Below are 19463 nucleotides of genomic sequence, written 5' to 3'. Positions count from 1 at the left end.
CATCTTGACAGTCGGTGGGGAGACGATGACCAGAGCGTCGCTATCGCGTGCCGCCGAGCGGATCATGCGACGGTGCCGCTGCTGGCGATGCTCAGAGCCAGCCGTTGTCCCGGGCGGTACGGACCGCTTCGGCCCGGTCGGCGGCGCCGAGCTTCTGCACGGCGGCGGAGAGGTGATTGCGCACGGTGCCGGTGGACAGGTGCACCCGGCGGGCGATCACCGCGACCGGGGCGCCGACCTCGGCCAACCGCAGGGTCTCCAGTTCCCGTGGGGTCAGCGGGCACGGGGGCAGGGTCAGCGCATCGGCTGCCAACGACGGGTCGACGTAGCGACCTCCGGCGTGCACCCGGCGGATCACGTCGGCGAGCGCCCAACCCGGCGCGCCCTTGGGCAGGAACCCTCGGGCGCCAGCGGTCAACGCCTGGCGCAGGTGCCCGGGCCGGCCGTGCCCGGTCAGCACGACCACCGCGCAGTCAGGCCGGACCCGGGTCAGCTCGGCGGCCACCGCGATGCCGTCCAGGCCCGGCATCTCCAGGTCCACCACTGCCACGTCCGGGCGGTGCGCCAGCGCCGCGCTGACGGCTGCCGGACCGTCGGCGGCGTGTGCCACCACCTCGACGTCCGGTTCCAGGTCGAGCAGCGCGGCGACGGCGACCCGGATCAGCTCCTCGTCGTCGGCGAGCAGGACGCGGATCACGACCATGCCGGGACTGTGGCTTCGAGGGTGAAGATCGCGTCCTCCCGACGTACCCGCAACTCTCCGCCGGCGGCGGCGAGTCGGTCGGCCAGCCCTCGCAGGCCGTGGCTGTGTGCGTCCGGGCCGCTGTCGTCGGCGCCGTCGTTGGCCACCGTCATCCTGGCCACGTCATCCTCCCAGTCGATGCGGATCCGGCACCAGTCGGCCCGACTGTGCCGCAGCACGTTGGTGCTCGCCTCGCGCAGCACCGCCGCCAACTCGACCGCGGCCGGTTGCGGCAGGTCCGTCGGTGGCGGCACCACCGTGCACCGCACCCCGCAGGAGCGCAGCACCCCCACCACCGCGGTGAGCTGTTCGTCGAGGTCGACGGCCCGGTAGCCGTGCACTGTCTCGCGCACCTCGCTCAGCGCGGAGGCGGCCAACCGTTGCACCTCGGCGGCCTCCCGCCCGGCCCGTTCCGGGTCGACCGGGGCGAGCCGGGCCGCGAGTTCGGCCTTCAACGCGATCACGGTGAGCCGGTGGCCCAGCACGTCGTGCACGTCGCGGGCGAAGCGCAACCGCTCCTCGGCGGCGGCCAGCCGCGCCTGCGCGGCCTGGCCCTGCCGGGCCTCCACGAGCAGGTCCCAGAACCAGACCTGGAAGCCGTTGACGGCGGCGACGGCCACGCCGATCCCACCGGTCACGCCAAGGTGGCGCGGGACGGAACCACCCGTCCACCAGGCCACCGCGACCGTCACCGCCAGCACACCGGCCGTCACCGCCAGGGCCGCCCGCCACCGCACCAGCAGCGGCGTCATGCCGATCAGCGCCGCACCGAGCCAGGCCCAGGTCGGCCAGTTGCCGGCCGCCACCGGACCCACCACCGGAACGGTCAGTACCGCCACCCCGACCAGGCTCAGCTCGGCCCGACGCCGCCAGCGCCTGTCGAGCCACGGCGTCACCGCCGCGTACAGCACGACGGTCTGGGCGACGACGAAGGCGAGGATGCCGACCGCGCCGAACGCCACCCGGCCCGGGTCGGGCTCGCGGGTCAGGCCGACCGCCGGTAGCAGGACGCTCCCCCAGACGCCGGTGGCCAGCGACACCAGCGTCGCCTGCCGGGCGCGGCGCAGCCGGCGGTCCGCCCGGGGAGTCACCGCCACGCTCGACACGCACCGATCCTAGGACCGCCGCGCGCCTGCTCCACCCCGGCGAATCATCACTGTGGAACCGTGGAATCCGCACGGTTTTCCCGTGACGAACGGGTCTGCCGCCCGCCCCGATGTCACCGGCACTGTCGAGGCATGGAAAACACCAGGATGTACGCGGACAGCGTCACCGCCGTACCGTCGCCAGCGCCGCTGCCCACCGACGACCCGGCGCCCCCGGGCCCGGCGCCGACCAGCGCGGCAGCGGCCCGCAGCCGGCGGCGACTGCTGTGGCACCTCGGCGAGATGGCGCTGGCGATGGTCGCCGGGATGCTGCTGCTCGGACCGTTGTGGGAACTGGCCGGCACCGCTCTGGGCGTCGGCGGCACGTTGGCCCGGCCGGAGGCCGCCGCGCTGGTGATGGCCACGAACATGACAGTCGGGATGACGGTGGTGATGCGCTACCGGGCGCACCGCTGGCTGGCTGTCGGTGAGATGGCAGCCGCGATGTACGTCCCGTTCCTGCTGCTGCTCGTGCCGTTTCGGGCCGGCCTGATCGGTGCCGACGCCATGGTCCTCGGCGGTCACCTGCTGATGATCCCCGCGATGGTGCTGGTGGCGCTCCGGCACCGACACGAGACGTCGGCGCCGGTACGCCGACACCCGGCCGTGGTGGCGCTCGCCCACCGCTGGCCGACCGGGTTGGCGCTGCTGATGACCGTTGACATGTGGGTCGACCCGAGCGTGCTCAGCCCGTGGACGATGCTGGTGCTGCCCGGCGGCTACCTGCTGATCGGGGCGGTCCGTGGCACGCTGGGCGGGCCGGGAGTGCTCGCCACCCAACTCGCCGGTCTGGCCGGCTGGGTCGCGGTGACACTGGCCGCGGTCGTGGCCGGCGGGCGGACCGCCGCCTGGCTGGTGGCGCTCGGCTGGTTGGCGCACGCCGGTTGGGACCTGGCGCACCACCGCGGCGGCCGGGTGGTGCCGCGCGGCTACACCGAGTTCTGCATGGTGCTCGACGTGGCCCTCGCGGCAGTGATGGTGCTGGCCATCCTGACCACGGACGGCTGACCGAGGCCGCCGCCGGGACCCGGGAACAGGCACAGCACGGACCCGGGGACGGTTCTTGTGGCAGTCGCCGCAACGGCCCGGACGGCGTGATGAAAGGCTTGGCACATGAGTTCCGCACCTGCACAGCACGACGCACCGACTGACGCCACCCCTGACGGCACCGACGAGGTGAGCGCCTTCACCGAGCTCGGGCTGCGCACCGAACTGCTGGGCGCGCTCGCCGCCCTCGGGTACGAGGAGCCGACCCCCATCCAGCGGGAGGCTATCCCACCGCTGCTGAAGGGTCGGGACCTGCTGGGTCAGGCGGCCACCGGCACCGGCAAGACGGCGGCGTTCGCGCTGCCGCTGCTGAACCTCATGACCGCCCACCGCCGCGAGGGTGACCCGGTGGCACTGGTGCTGGTGCCGACCCGGGAGCTGGCGGTGCAGGTCTCCGAGGCGTTCCACCGCTACGGCAAGGACCTCGGCGCGCGGGTGCTGCCGATCTACGGTGGGCAGCCGATCGGGCGGCAGCTGCGGGCTCTGGACAGCGGCGTCGACGTGGTGGTGGCCACCCCGGGGCGGGCCCTCGACCACATCGCCCGGGGCACCCTGCGCCTCGGTGGGCTGGCCACGGTGGTGCTCGACGAGGCCGACGAGATGCTCGACATGGGCTTCGCCGAGGACATCGAGGCGATCCTGGAGCACGCCCCGGCGCAACGTCAGACGGTGCTCTTCTCGGCCACCATGCCGTCGCGCATCGACGGGATGGCCCGCCAGCACCTGCGCGAACCGGTCCGGATCGAAATCGGCCGGGAACAGCCGGTCGCGGGTGAGGCGCCCCGGGTGCGGCAGAGCGCGTACATCGTGACCCGGGCGCACAAGCCGGCCGCGCTGGGCCGGGTGTTGGACGTGGAGTCCCCGACCGCGGCGATCGTGTTCTGCCGCAGCCGCGAAGAGGTCGACCGGTTGACCGAGACGATGAACGGCCGGGGTTACCGCTCGGAGGCGCTGCACGGTGGCATGAGCCAGGAGCAGCGCGACCGGGTCATGGGCCGGTTGCGGGCAGGCACCGCCGACCTGCTGGTGGCCACCGACGTGGCGGCCCGAGGGCTGGACGTCGAGCAGCTGACCCACGTCGTCAACTACGACGTGCCGTCGGCCCCGGAGTCGTACGTGCACCGGATCGGTCGGGTGGGTCGGGCCGGCCGCGAGGGCGTGGCAATCACCCTCGCCGAGCCGCGCGAGCACCGGATGCTCAAGACCATCGAGCGGGTGACCGGCCAGCGGATCACCATCGACAAGATCCCCACCGTGGCGGACATGCGGACCCGCCGGTTGGAGCTGACCCAGGCGGCCCTGCGCGAGAGCCTGCTGGAGGACGACCTCGACCCGTACCGGGTGATCGTCGAGACGCTGACCGACGAGTTCGACCTGATGGAGGTCGCCCTCGCCGCGGTGAAGCTGGCCCACGAGGTGACGTCGCCGGGCTCCGACGACGAGGAGGAGATCCCGCAGGTTCCGGTACGCGGCCCGCGCGAGGGTCGTCCGGAGTCCGGCGGCCGGGGCGGCGACCGGCGGGGCGGAGGTCGGCCACGATCCGGCGGCGGCAACACCGTCCAGGTCTTCGTCGGCCTGGGCCGGCGCGCCGGGGTGCGCCCGCAGGATCTCGTCGGCGCGATCACCGGGGAGACCGGCATCCGTGGCCGGGACATCGGCTCGATCGAGATCGCCGACCGGTTCTCGCTGGTGGAGGTGCCGCAGGGGGTTGCCGACGAGGTCATCTCCGGGCTGCGGCAGAGCACGATCAAGGGCCGCAAGGCCACCGTGCGCCGCGACCGTGGCGGCGACGAGCGCTGAGACTGCTGCACGCGTACCAGAAGGACCCCCGCCGTCTTCGAAGACGGCGGGGGTCCTTCGGTGCGGAGCGTCAGACCGTGAAGAGCGCCGGACCGTCCAGCGTCTTCACGTCGGCCGGGCGCAGCGCCAGAGCGAGCACGTCGGCCACGTCGGCCAGGGTGTGCACGGTCAGCGCCTCGCGCACCTCGGCCGGCAGGTCGTCCAGGTCCGGCTCGTTACGCGCCGGGATGATCACTTCGGTGAGACCGGCCCGGTGCGCGGCGAGCAGCTTCTGCTTCACCCCACCGATCGGCAGCACCCGACCGGAGAGCGTCACCTCACCGGTCATCCCGAACTCGGGGCGGACCGGGCGGCCGGTGACCAGTGACGCCAGGGCCGTGACCATGGTGATGCCGGCGCTCGGACCGTCCTTGGGCACCGCGCCCGCCGGGAAGTGGACGTGGATCCGGCGTCCCGCGAGGGCGTTCGGGTCGATACCGAGCCGCCGCCCGTTGGAGCGCAGGTAGGAGAGCGCGATGTGCGCCGACTCCTTCATCACGTCACCGAGCTGGCCGGTCAGGGTCAGCCCCGGCTCGCCCTCCATGCTGGTCGCCTCGATGAAGAGCACGTCCCCACCGGCGCCCGTGACGGCCAGGCCCGTGGCCACGCCCGGTACGGCGGTGCGCTCGGCCGACTCCGGGGTGAACTTCGGCCGCCCCAGGTAGCCGGTGAGGTTGTCGGTGTCGACGCGTACCGGCGTGGGGTCGGTCGCCAGCGTCACCGTCACCTTGCGCAGGATCTTGGCCAGGGCGCGTTCGAGCTGCCGCACGCCGGCCTCCCGGGTGTACTCCCCCGCGATCAGCGCGAGAGCCTCGTCGGCGACTGTCACCTCCTCGGCGGTCAACCCGGCCCGCTCCCGCTGCCGGGGCAGCAGGTGGTCGCGGGCGATGGAGACCTTCTCGTCCTCGGTGTACCCGTCCAGCATGACCAGCTCCATCCGGTCCAGCAGCGGGCCGGGGATGGCGTCCACCACGTTGGCGGTGGCCAGGAAGAGCACGTCGGACAGGTCCAGGTCGACCTCCAGGTAGTGGTCCCGGAAGGTGTGGTTCTGGGCCGGGTCGAGCACCTCCAGCAGGGCGGCGGCGGGGTCACCGGCGTAGCCGGCGGCCAGCTTGTCCACCTCGTCGAGGAGCACGACCGGGTTCATCGAACCGGCCTCGCGCAGCGCGCGGACGATCCGACCGGGCAGCGCCCCCACGTAGGTGCGCCGGTGCCCGCGGATCTCCGCCTCGTCGCGGACGCCGCCGAGCGAGACCCGGACGAAGTTGCGCCCGAGGGCGCGCGCCACGGACTCGCCGAGGCTGGTCTTGCCGACCCCGGGAGGGCCGGCGAGGGCGAGTACCGCGCCGGAGCCGCGTCCGCCGACCACGCCGAGGTTGCGCTCGGCCCGCCGGTTACGCACCGCCAGGTACTCCAGGATGCGGTCCTTCACATCGGACAGGCCGGCGTGGTCGGCGTCGAGCACCGCCCGGGCCGCGGCCAGGTCGGTGTTGTCCTCGGTACGCGTGCCCCACGGCATCTCCAGCACGGTGTCCAGCCAGGTACGGATCCAGCCCGCCTCCGGGGAGGCGTCACTGGCCCGCTCCAGCTTGCCGACCTCGCGCATGGCCGCCTCGCGGACCTTCTCCGGCAGCTCGGCGGACTCGACCCGGGACCGGTAGTCGGCGGAGCCGTCCGGCTCGTCCTCGCCGAGTTCCTTGCGGATCGCGGCGAGCTGCTGACGCAGCAGGAACTCGCGCTGGGACTTCTCCAGCCCCTCGCGGACGTCGCTGTTGATCTGCTCGGTGATTTCCTGCTCGGCCAGGTAGTCCTTCACCCAGCCGACCAGCAGCTCCAGCCGGGCGGTGACGTCCGGCGCGGCGAGCAGCTCGGTCTTCTGCTCCAGCGTCAGCCAGGGCGCGTAGCCGGCCGAGTCGGCCAGCTCGGAGAGGTCGGTCATCCGCTCCACCGCGTCGATGACCTGCCAGGCGCCCCGCTGTTGGAGCACGGAGGTGACCAGGGCGCGGTACTCGCGGGCGAGTTCCCGGGCGCGGCCGGCGGGAGCGGGTTCGTCGAGTTCGGTCGCCTCGACCCAGAGTGCGGCGCCGGGGCCGGGCACGCCGGAGCCGATGCGCGCGCGGGACAGGCCACGGACGACGGCGGCGGGCTCACCGTCGGGGAGCCGGCCGACCTTCTCGATGGTGGCGACCACGCCGACCGGGCCGTACTCGCCGTCGATGCGGGGAACGGCGAGCAGCTTGCGGTCGCCGGTCGCGCGGGCGGCGTCGATCGCGGCCTGGGTGGTGGGGTCGAGGGTCACCGGGATGACCATCCCGGGCAGCAGCACGGCGTCGGTCAGGGGAAGTACCGGAAGAGTTGCCATCGAACACCTGCCATCACGTTGAGTTGAGCGTGTCTGGCTCAAGTAACAAAACGTTCCCCTTGTTCCGCGCTGTGACCCAGACCACTTCCCCGGCCCGGTTCCGTCGGGTCGCCCAGACCCGTGGGCGACCCGACGGACAGCTCAGGTGAGCTTGCTCTTCACCGTGTTCACCACCGAGCCGGCCACCCCCGGATTGGTGCCGTACAACCGGGGGTCACCCGGCGGCAGCACCGGTTCCGGCGCGTTCGCCCGTGGGTTGTCGTCGTACCGGAACTCGCCCTTGCCGTCGGGCGAGGGCCCGGACGCCCAACGCCCCTGGGCGGCGTCGGTGCCCGAGGAGAAACCCAGGTAGGTGTAGCCGTACTCCTCGGTGAACTCCCCCGAGTCCGGGAAGGCCTCCGGCACCGGCATCTCCTCCAGCCCGTCCTCCTTGAGCTGCTCGATCGCCGCCAGCCACATGTTCTGGTGCATCGTGTCTCGGGCCAGCAGGAAGCGCAGCATCTGCTTGACGCCGGGGTCGTCAGTCATGTGGAACAACCGGGCGACCTGGAGCCGGCCCTGCGCCTCGGCGGTGACGTTGAGCTGGAAGTCGGCCAACAGGTTGCCGCTGGCGGTGACGAACGAGCCGCTCCAGGGCACCCCGTTGGAGTCGGCGGGCAACGCGCCACCACCGCCGTGGATGAAGTGCGCCGGATTCTCGCCGGCGTAGGTCGCGGCACCCCCTGGGTCCTCCGCGATCCCCTCGGTCAGCGACAGCGGCGCGTTGTCCAACAGTCGGGTGATCATCGTGACGATCATTTCGACGTGGCCCATCTCCTCGGTGCCGACATCGAGCAGCAGATCCTTGTACTTGCCGGGCAGCCGGCAGTTCCAACCCTGGAAGAGGTACTGGTTGGCGACTGTCATCTCGCCCCACTTACCGCCCAGCACCTCCTGCAACCGACGCGCGAACGCCGCGTCCGGGCCGTCTGGTTTGGCCTCGAACTGCAGATCCTTGACGTGACTGAACATCCGACCTCCTCGGTACCGCGGACAGGTAGCGAGGCCGTTCCCGCCGGGCTGACCCGAGCGGGCCAACCGGTGTCCCGCCCGGGTCAGTCCAGCGGGCGCGCCACCGGCAGCAGCACCTCCAGCGCCACTCCACGGGGCCGCAGCCGGTGCGCCCGCAGCGCTCCCCCGTCGGTCGCGACGAGCTGTCGTGCGATCCACAGGCCCAGGCCGGACATCCCGGCGGCCGGTGCCGGACGCCGCAGCGCGACCAGCAGCGAATCGTCGACCCGACCCTCGTCGGTGACCAGGATGCTCACGCCGGGACCGCGCATCGTGGCGTAGAGCCCCACCTGCCCGTTGGGTGGCCCGTGCCGCAACGCGTTCTGCACGAGGTTGACCAGGACCTGTCGGGTTCGTCCGGCCGGCACCGGGCAGGAGGCGGCCCGCCGGGTGGCCCGTGCCCGCCGACGACCGGCCGGCACCAACGCGGCGGCCTCCCGCAGGATGCCCGCCAGCGCGACGACCGGCTCGGGCTGCGCGGCCAGTGTCAGCGCGCCGGTGCCGGCGGTCGCGTCGCGCAGCAGACTCTGCAGGTGGGCGGCCTGGTCGCGGGCCAGCTCGGTGATCGCCCGCCGATCGTCACTGGTCAGCTCGCGACGCTCGTCGGCCAGTGCGCGGGTCAACGAGGTCAGGGTGCTGACCGGCGTCCGGAACTCGTGACACAACACCCGCAGCAGCAACTCCGAATCAGCCTCCGCCGGTCGCCGCTCGGCGGGTGTCGGGTCGATGGGGCGCAACCCTCGCAGCAGGTCCCGCAAACCGTGCCGTACGCGCATCCACCCGACTCCTCTCGTTCGGTGCGAACCCGCATGATCGGTACCCGCTGGGGAACGGCCCAGACATGCCGGGAAGCTCCACCTTGCGACTCGTTGTCGTGGACGATCACCCCCTTTTCGTCCGTGGCCTGGAGTTGCTGCTCCCGATCACCAGCAACGGCCGCGCCGAGGTGGTCGCGTCGACCGGCGACGCCTCCGCGGCGGCGGCGCTCGTCGCCGGCTGCCGGCCCGACCTGGCCCTTGTCGACCTGCACATGCCCGCGCCCGGCGGGGTCCGGGCGGTGGCGGCGATCCGGCGGACCACCCCTCGGGTACGGGTGGTCGCGATGTCCGGTTCCGCCGAACCCGCCTCAGCGGTGGAGGCACTGCGGGCCGGCGCCGAGGGTTTCCTGCCCAAGACCAGCGAACCGGAGGAGCTGCTGCCCCCGCTGCTGGCCATCCTCGACGGCTGGGCGGTGCTGCCGGCCGAACTGCTGCGCACCATGCTGCGGCCCACGCGCTCCCCGTCGGTCGACCTCGACGGGGAGGAACGGCGGCTGCTGCGGGCGATTGCCGCCGGCCGCAGCACCGTCGACATCGCCGAAGAACTGCACGTCTCGGAACGGACGGTGAAACGTATGACGGCCGCGTTGCTGCGGAAGTTGCGGGTGTCGAACCGGGCCGAGGCTGCCGCCGTCGCCGGTCACGCCGGGATCCTCGGTGAATGAAGCCCGGTCATCGGACCGATTCACGGTTTTGCTCTGTAACGGAATCGCGACGCGCCGAATGAATGGAAGGCATATTGTTGCGGATTACCGGGGTGATAGGTCAGACTTTGGGCACATCCCGCCGCACACAGGGAGTAATCGGCAATGGCGAGAAAAGTAATCACGGTCCTGACCGACGACCTCGACGGTGGGAAGGCCGACCGGACGGTGGAGTTCAGTCTCGACGGCGTGGCCTACACGATCGATGTCTCCGACGAGAATGCCGGTGTCCTGCGCAAGGCGCTCGATCCGTACATCAATGCGGGTCGGCGGATCGGGCGCGGTCCGGTGGAGAGCGCCCGTTCCGTCCGGCGGCCGGGCCGACCCGCCGGCGCGGGAATGGATCGGGAGCAGAACCGGGCCATCCGGGAATGGGCCGTCAAGAACGGCTACAAGATTTCCGAGCGCGGCCGGATCCCGGTGGAGGTTGTCGAGGCGTACAAGAACCGCTGACGCGACGCGACGACGGGGCCCCGCCAGCACGGCGGGGCCCCGTCGTGTGTCCGGGTCGCCCGTTGTGACGCGACGGCCGGCCACCCCAGGGTGGCCGGCCGTCGTCGCTACCTCAGTTGACGTCGATGCGCACCGAGTCGAAGGCGGGGGTCTGGTTGGCCCGCTCCATCATCGGCAGGCGGTGCGAGCCGTCACCGGCCCAGACGGAGCACTGGGCGGTGCCCGACTCCGGCAGGCCCGGGACCTGAATCGTCACCTCGTCGGGCTGGGCGCCACCGCGGCCGTCCTCGGTCGCGACGAAGAACGCGGGCACCTCCTGCGGCTCCGGCGGCGCGGTCAGGCTGTCCAGCATCCGGCAGGCGGTGTGGAAGTGACCGCGGACCAGGCCCTGGTCGTTGAGCAGCGAACTCTCCACGTAGTAGCCACCCTGACCGGCGGCCAGGAAGCGGTCCCGCACCAGGTTGCGGGTGCTGACCCGCAGGGTGAAGGGCTGGTTCTGGCCAACCTGCTCGGGGAACTGGGTGATCAGCAGCGACGGGTTGTTGGCCGCCGCGCCGACCTCACCGAACTCGGTGCTCACGCAGCGGTTGCCGTTCTGGAAGCCGTCGTGCGGCTGGAGCCGGCTCTCGTCGCAGTCGTTGGCGAGCACGCCGAGCCCGGCGCCGGGCTCGGTGCCACCACCGTTGTTTCCGCCACCGTTGTTTCCGCCACCATTGTTTCCGCCACCGTTGTTGCCGCCGCCGGGCGTGGTGGTGGGGGTGCTGCCACCGCCGTTGTTGCCGCCGGTGTTGCCGGTCGGCTGCACCTGGCACTCGGCGAGCTGGGCCAGGCCCTGCGGCCGGGGTCCGACCCGGTCGATGGCGGTCGTGATCCGGTCCAGCACGGCGCGGCGCTTACCGGCCAACGGCTGGAGAATCGCGTTGCGGATGAACGCCTCACCCTTGTTGCCCTCGGCGGCCAGCCGGCGGTCCGCCTCGGCGATCTGGGTCTGCAACTGGGCGAGGTTGCGGTCCACCTCGGCCCGCGCCCGGTTCGGCACCTGCGGCAGTTTGGACGCCACATCCGGACAGGCGATGGCGGTGCCGGTGCCCACCGTGCCGTCCTTGCCGTCCTCGCACTCGGGGACCGACTGCTGTCCGTCACCCCAGTGGTTACGCACCCATCGACCGTTCTGCCAGGTTCGGCTGGTCGAACCGGCGCCGGTCGGCGCGGTCGCGCCCGGGCTCGGCTCCACGCACTGCCCAGCAGCCGGACGTGGCTTATTTGTCCGCCGGTCCTGGGCCGACGAAATCTGAGTCACGGCGACAACTCCGCCGAAGACCGCGAGCGTGCCGACAACTGCCAGCAGACGCTTGCTCCGCGCGTTGCCGGAAGGCCGGCGCGCCCGAGTGGACCTGCGCATCGAATTGCTCTCCTTCTCGATCCGGTAGTGGATTTCTGCCCTCGGCGGACCGACGGATGTGTGGGGGCACGGCCGCGGCAGGGACCCACCGTGACCCACCCGGTAATGCGTCGATGGCCGACGATGCCCTTTCCGCACCGTCTCCCGCGCCGGTCGACGCGGATGGGGAGATCCTGTTCATTCGCGCAGGAGTACGGGGCGGATGCCGGGAAGGTTCAACTGACGCACAGGAAATTGCCGCGACCCGACACGGAGCCGGTGCGGAGCGGGGAACAGCAGGTGAAACGGGTGCGGTCAGTCGGCGCAGAGATGGTCGAAGGCGAAACCGCCGACCAGTTCGTGGCGGCGCTCGCTCAGCGCGGCGATCCGCGCGGTCCACTCGGCGCGCGGCAGCACGTCCGCCACCGCGTTCTCCCGCAGTCGCTCCCCCACGGCGACAGCGGCGAGGTCCTCGGCCAGCCGGGCCGCGTCGATGCCGCAGGAGAAGCGATGTTCGGTCACCGAGACCACCTCGACGAGGCACGCGTCGGCGCGCACCTGCACCCAGCTCCACCCCTGGGCCGGCCCGTCCACCCAGCGCACGTGCAGCCCTCGCACGATCGGGTCGGCCACCTGCCCGGCCACGTACGCCTCGACGGCCGCCGCGCGGGTCAGCGCGCCGAGGTCGTTGACCGGCCCGGTACGCCCGTCGGGCAGCCGGCCCAGGATGTCCCGGAAGCCCACCGGGGCGGGTTCGGTCCCGGCGACGGTGGCCCCGGCACCCGCGGCGTAGGCGCGCGCGTCGATCACGTACTCGACCAGGCGGCGCCCGTGCTCGGCGGCCCGCAGCGTCGGCGAACCGATCCGCAGCACGGGCAGGCCGGCGGCGGCGCTCACCGCGTCCGTGAGTCGCTGCACGCGCTGTTGCGTCGAGGCGGCGGTCGGCACCGGGCCGATCTCCACGGCGACGACCGGGCGGCCGGTGTCGGCGGCGTAGACCACGAAGTCGAAGCTGGCGCGGCTCGCCGAGGTCCACTGGCTGCCGGTGACACCGGCCGGGCGACCCTGGAGCAGATCACTGAGCCGGCGTGCCGGCAGAACCAGGTGGCCGGCACGGCTGAACAGGGCGTCGTGCCCCGCCTCGGCGGGCATCGCCCGCAGCCAGCCGCGGTCGTCGCTCCCGGTGCTCGTCATCTGCCTGATCCATCCGCCGGTCGGTCGAGCCGGGCCGAGTCTAGGTGGTCGATCATGGGCCACCGACTTCTGATGTGACCGGGATCACAGCAGTGCCGATGTTCCAGGGGTGGCCGCCGGGTGTATCCAGCGACCGTCGGTACCGGACCGGCCCGGAGGTGCGCATGTCGCGACAGCAGTTCGGCTTCCTCGCCGGGTTCCTCGCCGTGGCGGTCTGGGCGCTCGCCGGCGCCGGCGCGGCCGCCCTCGCCGTGCTCGCCGGCCTGCTCGGCTGGTTGGTCGTCCGGGTGCTCGACGGCGACCTCGCGGTGACCGGTCTCGGTGACCGTCGCGCCGACGCTCGGCGACACCGATGACCACCCGTCCGTCCACCGGGCCGAACCCCGGCACCGGGATGGCCGCCGGGACGACCGGTTCCCCGGGCGACGCGGCCGATGTCGCGCGGATCGCCGCGCAGGCGGCCAGCCTGGTTCCGGGCGTGTCCGTGGTCCGCCCGGCGGCGGTCCGCCTGGATGACCGGTCCGTCGGACTCGACCTGCACCTGATCACCTGGTACGGGCACAGCGTGCCGACGATCGCCGAAACGGTCCGGACCGTGGTCGCCGATCAGGTGGCCGCCCAGACCGGGCTCACCGTGGCGGTGGTGACAGTCACCGTGGACGACCTGCTCGTCCCCGGCGTCGACTCCTCCGCGGCGGGCGCCACCGCACCGGAGGACGACTGAGATGCGCACCGCCAACCGGATCGCGTCGGTGCTGCTGGGCACCGCTCTGCTCGTCGGCGGCGCGGTGACGGCCGTCCAGGCGGTGCTGCTCACAGTGCGCCGTCGCACACCGCTCGACACCACGGGCTGGTTGGACGCGCTGAGCGGCACCCGGTGGCGCGACCCCACGGTCCGCGCCGTGGCCACTGCGAGCCTCCTGCTGGGCCTGGCGCTGCTCGCCGCCCAACTGCGCCGCTGGGCGCCGGTCCGTCTGCGCGTCGACGAGGACGACGGCTGGTACCTGCACCGGCGCTGTGTGGAACGCCGGCTCGCCGACGCCGCCAACGCGGTGCCGGGCGTCCGCCGCGCCCGCGCCCGGCTCCGACGGCACCACGGCCAGTGGCGTCCCCGGGTCCGCGCGAGCGGCGACCCGGCGGCCCGGGTGGAAATCGAGTTCGCCGTGCACCAGGAGTTGCACCGGCTCACCGCGCCCCGCCCCGCCCGGGTCGACGTCCGGTTGCTGCCCCGACGGCGGCCGGCGTGACCAACGCCGCGCACCGACTGCTGTGGACCGTCATCGCGCTGCTGCTGGTGGCGGGCGGCGCGGTGGCGCTGGCGGCCAGCCTCGGCACCCTGCCTGGCGCCGACCCGGCGGCGGCGCTGCTCAGCGCCGATCTGGTCGACCGCTGGCGGATGGCCGCCCCGTGGAGCAACCTGGCGGTGGCCGTCGTCGGGGCGCTGTTCGCCCTGGCCGGGCAGCGCCTGCTGGCCCGGGAACTGCGGGGTCCGGGCGGCACGCTGCGCGGCACGCTCAGCCATCCCGGACGTCGGCCGGGCCGGACCCGGCTGCCCGCCGGCGTCCTCACCGACGCGTTGGTACGCGACCTGACCGGCAACCCCGGGGTACGCCGGGCCCGGGTGGTGCTCACCGGCCCGGCACCGCACCCCGACGTGTGGATCCGGGTGGACCTCACCGCCGACGCGCCGGCCGCCGGCGTACGCGAGCACGTGCACGCAGCGGTCCGCCGATTCGCGGCGACGACCCACTGCCAGCCCGCGCACCTCGACGTGACCGCCCGCATCGAGCCCACCCCTCAGTGACGCGCCGCCGCGCCCAGCGGCCGGATCGGTGCGGCGGGTCAACCGTCGGCGCGGCGGCGGGCGGCCAGGACACTGGCGCCCATCGAGACCGCCAGGGTCAACACCACCACGGCGAGGGTCAACCAGACCGGCAGCTTGCCCACCGGCGTCTCGGCGAGAATCAGCTTCAGCCCGGCGAAGGCCAGCAGTAGCGCGAGCCCGTACCGCAGGTAGCCGAAGTGCCGCAGCAGGCCGGCGAGGCAGAAGTAGAGGCTGCGCAGACCCAGGACGGCGAACGCGGTGGCCGTCCAGACCAGGAAGGTGTTGGTGGTGATGGCGAGGATCGCCGCCACCGAGTCGATGGCGAAGACCACGTCGGTTGCCTCGATGGAGATGAGCGCCACCAGCAGCAGTGTCGCCACCCGTCGACCGGCCACCCGGGCGGTGAACCGGTCGCCGTGGTAGCGGGCGTCGGTGGGGACCAGCCTGCGGAACAGCCGGACCACGACGTTGCGGTCCGGGTCGACGTCCGGCTTGCCGCGTACGGCCAGCCGCCAGCCGGTCCAGACCAGGAATCCGCCCAGCACGAACCCGGCCCAGGTGAGCCGGTCCAGCAGCTCGGCACCGGCGAGGATGAACAGCAGCCGGAAGACGAGCGCGCCCACGACACCCCAGAACAGCACCTTGTGCTGGTAGCCCGGCGGCACCTGGAAGTAGCCGAAGAGCAGCGCGAAGACGAACACGTTGTCCACCGAGAGCGCCTTCTCCAGCAGGTAGCCGGAGAAGTACGCGATGGCCGGGTCACCGCCGAGACCCCACCAGACGACCAGCCCGAACAGCAGACCCGCGCCGATCCAGACGGCACTCCACAGCACCGCCTCGCGGAGCTCGATGACGTGGTTGTCCCGGTGCAGGAGCACATCAACGGCGAGCATCACCGCGATCACCGCGCCGACCACCGCCCAGGCCCACAGCGGAACCGCGACCGTCGCCTCAGCCACCGACGCCCTCCGCATCGACCACCGCGCACCGCCCGTCACCAGGCCGGCCCTTTTTGAGACTAGGTGACCGCCCGACCCGGCATCGGGTGGTCCGACGAAGTCGGGGTCGGAGAGCCGGCACGTTCGACCCGGCGGCGACCGGCAGCGGGAACCGGTGCGCGCGGTCGGGTCGGGCGTGGACCCGCGCTCAGGCGACCGGCATCACCTGGCCAGGGTCGAGAACCGTGTCATCGGCGTCGTAGGCGATCGCGTTGGTCACCCGCACGACGCCACTGACCTGCCCGGCGAGCCGACCGGCGAGGTCCACGGCGGAGCGGCGGTCCAGCCGACCGGCCAGCGTCACGTCACCGTGACGGACCTCCACGGTCACCAGTCCGTCCCGTACGGCGAGCACCCGGCGGAGCACCTCCTGCACCACATCCTCGCGGATCTCGGCGTCCGACCGCAGGTGCACCCGCAGCAGGTCGGCACGACTGACGATGCCGACCAACCGACCGAGGTCGTCCAACACGGGCAGCCGCTTGACCTGTTCGCGGTCCATCAGCCGGGCGGCGGCGGACAGCGCCGCCTGCGGATTCGTGGTGATCGCCGGCGCGGTCATCAGGTCGCCGGCCAGCACTGCCGCACTCTTGCCCCGGGCACCGCGCCGTCGGCGGCTCTCGAAGACGCGTCGCAGCGCCGGCTCACCGGCGCGCTCGACCCGGTGCAGCAGATCGGCCTCGGACACCACCCCCAGCACCCGACGGAAATCGTCGATCACCGGCACCGCGCTGACCCCGCGGCGCAACAGCACGTCGACGACCTCGCGGTACGGGGTTTCGGCCACCACCGTCTCGACCTCCCGGGTCATCACGTCACCCACCTGCCAGGTCCTCATCACGGCCTCCTTCTCCTGGTCCATCTCGGACGCTACGGCCGGCCGCCGACGGTGGTCAGGGTCGCCGGACCGGACCGGAGGGGGTCGAACGTCCCGGGCCGTTGCGGTCTGTCGGCCCTGCCGGCGAGAGCGCCGTGGGCGTCCACTGGAGATGCCACCGGGAAGCGCGGTGCGAAGCTGAGAAGGGACGTGGAGACCATGACCGCGACGATCGAGCGGGTCACCGCCGAGAACACCGCTGCGAAGGCCGGCACCGTGCACGACCGGGCCGTCCGGTACATCCTGGCCGGCACCCGCCTGGCGCTCGGTTGGATCTTCCTCTGGGCCTTCGTCGACAAGTTGTTCGGCTTCGGGATGGGCACCGAGCAGAAGAACGCCTGGATCAACGGGGGCAGCCCCACCAAGGGCTTCCTGACCTTCGGCGTGGCCGGGCCGTTCAAGGACGTCTACACCTCGATCGCCGGCGCCGCCTGGGCGGACTGGCTCTTCATGATCGGCCTGGCCGGAATCGGTGTCGCCCTGCTGCTCGGCATCGGAATGCGGGTCGCCGCCGTGGCCGGTGGGCTGCTGCTGGTCCTGATGTGGACCGCCGTGCTGCCTCCGGAGAACAATCCCTTCATGGACGACCACCTGATCTACGCCGCGGTGCTGGCGGTGCTGGCCCTGGTCAACGCCGGCGACACGGTGGGCCTCGGCCGGGTGTGGGCGGCCCTGCCGATCGTCCGGCGGATGCCCTGGCTCCGATGAACCATCGCACACCCCTCGGCGGGCGTCACCGGTACCGGTGACGCCCGCCGCGCCGTCGTGTCAGGCAGGGACCGTCGGCCCCACCCGACGGACGGGCCGCGGAGCAGGTGGCGGGTCCGCCGCACATCGGTGGGGGGTGATCCGGCAGGATCGACGGTGACCGGACACATCACCCAACACGGCAGGAGATCCCCGCATGAACCAGGCAGCAGGCGCCCGATCGGGTAAGCCCGAGGTTGGTCCGATCGAGGGTGCACCGCCGGCCGACCTCGTGATCGAGGACATCACCGTGGGCGACGGCCCGCAGGCCGAGCCGGGCCAGCTGGTCAGCGTGCACTACGTCGGCGTGTCGCACTCCACCGGCGGCGAGTTCGACTCGTCCTGGAACCGGGGCGAGGCGTTCGACTTCCCGCTCGGCGGCGGTCAGGTCATCGCCGGCTGGGACCAGGGCGTGGCCGGCATGCGGGTCGGCGGTCGCCGCCGGCTGACCATCCCGCCGCACCTGGGGTACGGCGACCGCGGCGCGGCCGGCGTGATCAAGCCGGGTGAGACGCTGATCTTCGTCGTCGACCTGCTCGACGTGCGCTGAGTCATTGTCGGGGTCGCCGGTCCACCCGCCGGCGGCCCCGCGCCGACCTCGGGCGCGACGGGTGGGGCACCCCTCGTCAGGCGGGGTCAGGCGGCCAGTTGCAGGTCGGTGGTCGCGACCAGCGGGCGGCGGGCGGCCTCGATCACCGTGGCCGGCTCCAGGATCGTCATCACGCGGTGCAGCCCGCTGACCCGCAGCACCCGTGCCACCACCGCGCTCGGGTCCACCAACACCAGCTCGCCACCGCGGGCCCGGACGCGCAGATGCGCGGCGAGCAGCGTGCGAACGCCAGCCGCGGAGAGCAGCCGCAGCTGCGACAACTCCAGTTGAAGCACCGGGCGGGCCGGCGCGGACCACAGCGCGGACCGGAACGCGGCCACCGTGGCGATGTCGATCTCGCCGGCAACCCGCATGAGAACCCGCTCGTCACCCACGCTGACCTGCACGTCGAACCGGTCGCTGTGCTCTTCCATGCCCTGAAATCTAGCCGCCACCACCGACACTTTCGCCCCTCGACGGAGTGATTCCGGGTACGCCCAGGGGCATACCCCGAGCTGCACCGCCTCCCTCTCGGGGTGGAGTCAGGGGCTCGGGCGGCACGCCGCCCGGACGCGGAGTTCAGCGGTCGGCCGGCAGGCGGGTGGAGAATAGGTCGATGCTGATCCCCCAGCCCCGGCCGAGGCCGCCCCGGCTCATCCGTCCCGTCCGCGAGCCGGCGACCAGCCCTCCGGCGCTGGCCGGCGCGTGGGCCCCCACCGACCGCCGGCTCGACCAGGCCGAGTTGCTCCCCCTCCCCACCGGGGCTGTCGGCCCCGAGGACGTGCTGGTCGACGGCTCCGGGCGGGTGGTCAGCGGCGACGAGGACGGTCGGCTCTGGTGGTGGCCGGTCGACGCGCGCGCCGGCACCCGACCCCACCTGCTGGCCGAGACCGGTGGCCGTCCGCTCGGCATCGAGCTGGACCCGTCCGGCGAGGCCCTGGTGGTCTGCGACGCGTACCGCGGGTTGCTGCGGGTCACGCCGGACGGGGCGGTACGCGAACTGACCGGAACGGCACCCCCGGTGCACCTGGCCAACAACGCAACGGTGGGCCGGGACGGCACCATCTACTTCACCGACAGCTCCGACCGGTTTCCGGTCTCGCACTGGAAGCGGGACCTGCTGGAGCACCGCCCCAACGGCCGGGTGCTGGCCCACCAGCCGGGCAGCGGCCGTACCGAGGTGGTGACCGACGGGCTGTATTTCCCCAACGGGATCGCGCTGAGCCCGGACGAGTCGGCGCTGATGGTCGTGGAGACCAGCACCCACCGACTGCTGCGCGTCGAGCTGAGCGGCGGCGTGCGGGTCCTCGCCGACCTGCCCGCGTACCCGGACAATCTCGCCTCGGTGGGCGACGGGACGTACTGGATCGCGCTGCCCAGCCCCCGGGTGCCGATCGCCGAGCGGCTGCTGCCGCATCCACGGCTGCGGCAGATCGCCGCCCTGCTGCCCGACGCCCTGCAGCCGCAGCCCCGCCGCTACGGGCTGGTCGCGCTGGTCGACGGCGCGGGCGCGGTCCGCCGGACGCTGCACGGTCCGAGCGGGCGCTACTCGATGATCACCGGGGTACGCCAGCACGGCGACCGGCTCTGGCTGGGCAGCCTGACCGGGTCCGGGGTGGCCCGCGTACCCCTGGGGTGATGGCCGACAGGGCCGGTCCGCCGTGGTGGCGGGCCGGCCCTGTCGCTACCGAT

Annotated in this window: 21 protein-coding genes; 11 read left to right on the top strand and 10 right to left on the bottom strand. The window is 72.7% G+C overall.

All coding sequences use genetic code 11. The features are described 5' to 3' along the window. Positions 1 to 91: 91 nt before the first annotated feature. Together QSK15_RS16630 and QSK15_RS16625 are read right to left on the bottom strand one after the other, a co-directional pair. Entirely contained in the window at positions 92 to 697 is a 606-nt protein-coding gene (locus tag QSK15_RS16630) for a response regulator transcription factor (RefSeq protein ID WP_285795150.1), read from the bottom strand. Further along, positions 694 to 1848 carry a sensor histidine kinase gene (locus tag QSK15_RS16625; protein ID WP_285795064.1) on the bottom strand — a complete coding sequence of 385 codons (1155 nt, stop codon included), beginning with the start codon at positions 1846 to 1848 and terminating at the stop codon, positions 694 to 696. The genes QSK15_RS16630 and QSK15_RS16625 overlap by 4 nt, the downstream gene beginning before the upstream one ends. A gap of 132 nt (positions 1849 to 1980) precedes the next feature. On the opposite strand from QSK15_RS16625, the gene QSK15_RS16620 reads away from it, so the two are divergent. After that, positions 1981 to 2895, top strand: a complete 915-nt coding sequence (locus tag QSK15_RS16620) for a hypothetical protein (protein WP_285795063.1) — start codon at positions 1981 to 1983, stop codon at positions 2893 to 2895. 105 nt (positions 2896 to 3000) lie between these two features. Continuing rightward, positions 3001 to 4734, top strand: coding sequence for a DEAD/DEAH box helicase (locus tag QSK15_RS16615; RefSeq protein WP_285795062.1), 1734 nt, complete (start codon positions 3001 to 3003; stop codon positions 4732 to 4734). Positions 4735 to 4804: 70 nt separating this feature from the next. Here the strand turns inward: QSK15_RS16615 and lon are convergent, their stop codons facing one another. The 3 genes from lon to QSK15_RS16600 all read right to left on the bottom strand — a co-directional run bounded on the left by lon (position 4805) and on the right by QSK15_RS16600 (position 8961). Beyond that, positions 4805 to 7135 carry an endopeptidase La gene (gene lon / locus QSK15_RS16610; protein WP_285795061.1) on the bottom strand — a complete coding sequence of 777 codons (2331 nt, stop codon included), beginning with the start codon at positions 7133 to 7135 and terminating at the stop codon, positions 4805 to 4807. A gap of 141 nt (positions 7136 to 7276) precedes the next feature. After that, on the bottom strand, positions 7277 to 8146 hold the full coding sequence (locus QSK15_RS16605) for a manganese catalase (protein ID WP_285795060.1): 870 nt from the start codon (positions 8144 to 8146) through the stop codon (positions 7277 to 7279). Between the two features lie 83 nt (positions 8147 to 8229). Continuing rightward, on the bottom strand, positions 8230 to 8961 hold the full coding sequence (locus tag QSK15_RS16600) for a sensor histidine kinase (protein ID WP_285795059.1): 732 nt from the start codon (positions 8959 to 8961) through the stop codon (positions 8230 to 8232). 83 nt (positions 8962 to 9044) lie between these two features. Here QSK15_RS16600 and QSK15_RS16595 point away from each other — a divergent pair, with 83 nt between their 5' ends. Both QSK15_RS16595 and QSK15_RS16590 read left to right on the top strand, forming a co-directional pair. Beyond that, complete coding sequence (locus QSK15_RS16595; RefSeq protein ID WP_285795058.1) at positions 9045 to 9668, top strand: response regulator; 624 nt, start codon at positions 9045 to 9047, stop codon at positions 9666 to 9668. Between the two features lie 144 nt (positions 9669 to 9812). Then, positions 9813 to 10160, top strand: coding sequence for a histone-like nucleoid-structuring protein Lsr2 (locus QSK15_RS16590; RefSeq protein ID WP_030337882.1), 348 nt, complete (start codon positions 9813 to 9815; stop codon positions 10158 to 10160). 112 nt (positions 10161 to 10272) lie between these two features. Here QSK15_RS16590 and QSK15_RS16585 read toward each other — a convergent pair whose 3' ends face one another. Continuing rightward, entirely contained in the window at positions 10273 to 11562 is a 1290-nt protein-coding gene (locus QSK15_RS16585) for a hypothetical protein (RefSeq protein ID WP_285795057.1), read from the bottom strand. A 294-nt stretch (positions 11563 to 11856) separates the two neighbouring features. Next, complete coding sequence (locus tag QSK15_RS16580; RefSeq protein ID WP_285795056.1) at positions 11857 to 12735, bottom strand: DUF2726 domain-containing protein; 879 nt, start codon at positions 12733 to 12735, stop codon at positions 11857 to 11859. Positions 12736 to 12899: 164 nt separating this feature from the next. On the opposite strand from QSK15_RS16580, the gene QSK15_RS16575 reads away from it, so the two are divergent. Genes QSK15_RS16575 through QSK15_RS16560 form a run of 4 tightly spaced genes read left to right on the top strand, consistent with a single transcriptional unit; the run spans position 12900 to position 14539 of the window. Continuing rightward, positions 12900 to 13091, top strand: a complete 192-nt coding sequence (locus QSK15_RS16575) for a hypothetical protein (RefSeq protein ID WP_285795055.1) — start codon at positions 12900 to 12902, stop codon at positions 13089 to 13091. Beyond that, positions 13088 to 13459 carry an Asp23/Gls24 family envelope stress response protein gene (locus QSK15_RS16570; protein WP_285795054.1) on the top strand — a complete coding sequence of 124 codons (372 nt, stop codon included), beginning with the start codon at positions 13088 to 13090 and terminating at the stop codon, positions 13457 to 13459. Before QSK15_RS16575 ends, QSK15_RS16570 begins: the two co-directional genes overlap by 4 nt. A gap of 1 nt (position 13460) precedes the next feature. After that, the gene (locus QSK15_RS16565; RefSeq protein WP_285795053.1) at positions 13461 to 13982 is read left to right on the top strand and encodes a DUF6286 domain-containing protein; all 522 of its coding nucleotides are present in this window, start codon (positions 13461 to 13463) and stop codon (positions 13980 to 13982) included. After that, on the top strand, positions 13979 to 14539 hold the full coding sequence (locus tag QSK15_RS16560; RefSeq protein WP_285795052.1) for a hypothetical protein: 561 nt from the start codon (positions 13979 to 13981) through the stop codon (positions 14537 to 14539). Before QSK15_RS16565 ends, QSK15_RS16560 begins: the two co-directional genes overlap by 4 nt. A 38-nt stretch (positions 14540 to 14577) precedes the next feature. Here QSK15_RS16560 and QSK15_RS16555 read toward each other — a convergent pair whose 3' ends face one another. Both QSK15_RS16555 and QSK15_RS16550 read right to left on the bottom strand, forming a co-directional pair. Continuing rightward, positions 14578 to 15534, bottom strand: coding sequence for a TerC/Alx family metal homeostasis membrane protein (locus tag QSK15_RS16555; RefSeq protein WP_377633541.1), 957 nt, complete (start codon positions 15532 to 15534; stop codon positions 14578 to 14580). A 172-nt stretch (positions 15535 to 15706) separates the two neighbouring features. After that, on the bottom strand, positions 15707 to 16396 hold the full coding sequence (locus tag QSK15_RS16550) for a CBS domain-containing protein (RefSeq protein WP_285795050.1): 690 nt from the start codon (positions 16394 to 16396) through the stop codon (positions 15707 to 15709). Positions 16397 to 16585: 189 nt separating this feature from the next. Between QSK15_RS16550 and QSK15_RS16545 the strand changes: the two genes are divergently transcribed. Both QSK15_RS16545 and QSK15_RS16540 read left to right on the top strand, forming a co-directional pair. Continuing rightward, positions 16586 to 17143, top strand: a complete 558-nt coding sequence (locus QSK15_RS16545) for a DoxX family membrane protein (protein ID WP_279519661.1) — start codon at positions 16586 to 16588, stop codon at positions 17141 to 17143. A gap of 196 nt (positions 17144 to 17339) precedes the next feature. Continuing rightward, positions 17340 to 17732: an FKBP-type peptidyl-prolyl cis-trans isomerase gene (locus tag QSK15_RS16540; RefSeq protein WP_030337892.1), complete on the top strand. Its 393-nt coding sequence runs from the start codon at positions 17340 to 17342 to the stop codon at positions 17730 to 17732. An 86-nt stretch (positions 17733 to 17818) separates the two neighbouring features. Here the strand turns inward: QSK15_RS16540 and QSK15_RS16535 are convergent, their stop codons facing one another. Continuing rightward, positions 17819 to 18205, bottom strand: coding sequence for an STAS domain-containing protein (locus QSK15_RS16535; protein ID WP_285795049.1), 387 nt, complete (start codon positions 18203 to 18205; stop codon positions 17819 to 17821). A 182-nt stretch (positions 18206 to 18387) separates the two neighbouring features. Between QSK15_RS16535 and QSK15_RS16530 the strand changes: the two genes are divergently transcribed. Then, positions 18388 to 19410 carry an SMP-30/gluconolactonase/LRE family protein gene (locus tag QSK15_RS16530; RefSeq protein ID WP_285795048.1) on the top strand — a complete coding sequence of 341 codons (1023 nt, stop codon included), beginning with the start codon at positions 18388 to 18390 and terminating at the stop codon, positions 19408 to 19410. Positions 19411 to 19463 lie beyond the last annotated feature (53 nt).

It is taken from the genome of Micromonospora sp. NBRC 107095 (genome assembly GCF_030269705.1).
In the GTDB taxonomy this organism is placed as follows: Bacteria; Actinomycetota; Actinomycetes; order Mycobacteriales; family Micromonosporaceae; genus Micromonospora; species Micromonospora parva.
This window is presented reverse-complemented; position numbering and strand designations above follow the sequence as displayed.

What these genes read in the sequence shown, in the direction of transcription:
- QSK15_RS16605 (WP_285795060.1), bottom strand. Translation starts at nt 8,146, where the DNA reads ATGTTCAGTCACGTCAAGGATCTGCAGTTCGAGGCCAAACCAGACGGC.
- QSK15_RS16575 (WP_285795055.1), top strand. Translation starts at nt 12,900, where the DNA reads ATGTCGCGACAGCAGTTCGGCTTCCTCGCCGGGTTCCTCGCCGTGGCG.
- QSK15_RS16570 (WP_285795054.1), top strand. Translation starts at nt 13,088, where the DNA reads ATGACCACCCGTCCGTCCACCGGGCCGAACCCCGGCACCGGGATGGCC.
- QSK15_RS16530 (WP_285795048.1), top strand. Translation starts at nt 18,388, where the DNA reads ATGCTGATCCCCCAGCCCCGGCCGAGGCCGCCCCGGCTCATCCGTCCC.
- QSK15_RS16555 (WP_377633541.1), bottom strand. Translation starts at nt 15,534, where the DNA reads ATGCGGAGGGCGTCGGTGGCTGAGGCGACGGTCGCGGTTCCGCTGTGG.
- QSK15_RS16535 (WP_285795049.1), bottom strand. Translation starts at nt 18,205, where the DNA reads ATGGAAGAGCACAGCGACCGGTTCGACGTGCAGGTCAGCGTGGGTGAC.
- QSK15_RS16615 (WP_285795062.1), top strand. Translation starts at nt 3,001, where the DNA reads ATGAGTTCCGCACCTGCACAGCACGACGCACCGACTGACGCCACCCCT.
- lon (WP_285795061.1), bottom strand. Translation starts at nt 7,135, where the DNA reads ATGGCAACTCTTCCGGTACTTCCCCTGACCGACGCCGTGCTGCTGCCC.
- QSK15_RS16620 (WP_285795063.1), top strand. Translation starts at nt 1,981, where the DNA reads ATGGAAAACACCAGGATGTACGCGGACAGCGTCACCGCCGTACCGTCG.
- QSK15_RS16590 (WP_030337882.1), top strand. Translation starts at nt 9,813, where the DNA reads ATGGCGAGAAAAGTAATCACGGTCCTGACCGACGACCTCGACGGTGGG.
- QSK15_RS16565 (WP_285795053.1), top strand. Translation starts at nt 13,461, where the DNA reads ATGCGCACCGCCAACCGGATCGCGTCGGTGCTGCTGGGCACCGCTCTG.
- QSK15_RS16600 (WP_285795059.1), bottom strand. Translation starts at nt 8,961, where the DNA reads ATGCGCGTACGGCACGGTTTGCGGGACCTGCTGCGAGGGTTGCGCCCC.
- QSK15_RS16540 (WP_030337892.1), top strand. Translation starts at nt 17,340, where the DNA reads ATGAACCAGGCAGCAGGCGCCCGATCGGGTAAGCCCGAGGTTGGTCCG.
- QSK15_RS16580 (WP_285795056.1), bottom strand. Translation starts at nt 12,735, where the DNA reads ATGACGAGCACCGGGAGCGACGACCGCGGCTGGCTGCGGGCGATGCCC.
- QSK15_RS16550 (WP_285795050.1), bottom strand. Translation starts at nt 16,396, where the DNA reads ATGAGGACCTGGCAGGTGGGTGACGTGATGACCCGGGAGGTCGAGACG.
- QSK15_RS16585 (WP_285795057.1), bottom strand. Translation starts at nt 11,562, where the DNA reads ATGCGCAGGTCCACTCGGGCGCGCCGGCCTTCCGGCAACGCGCGGAGC.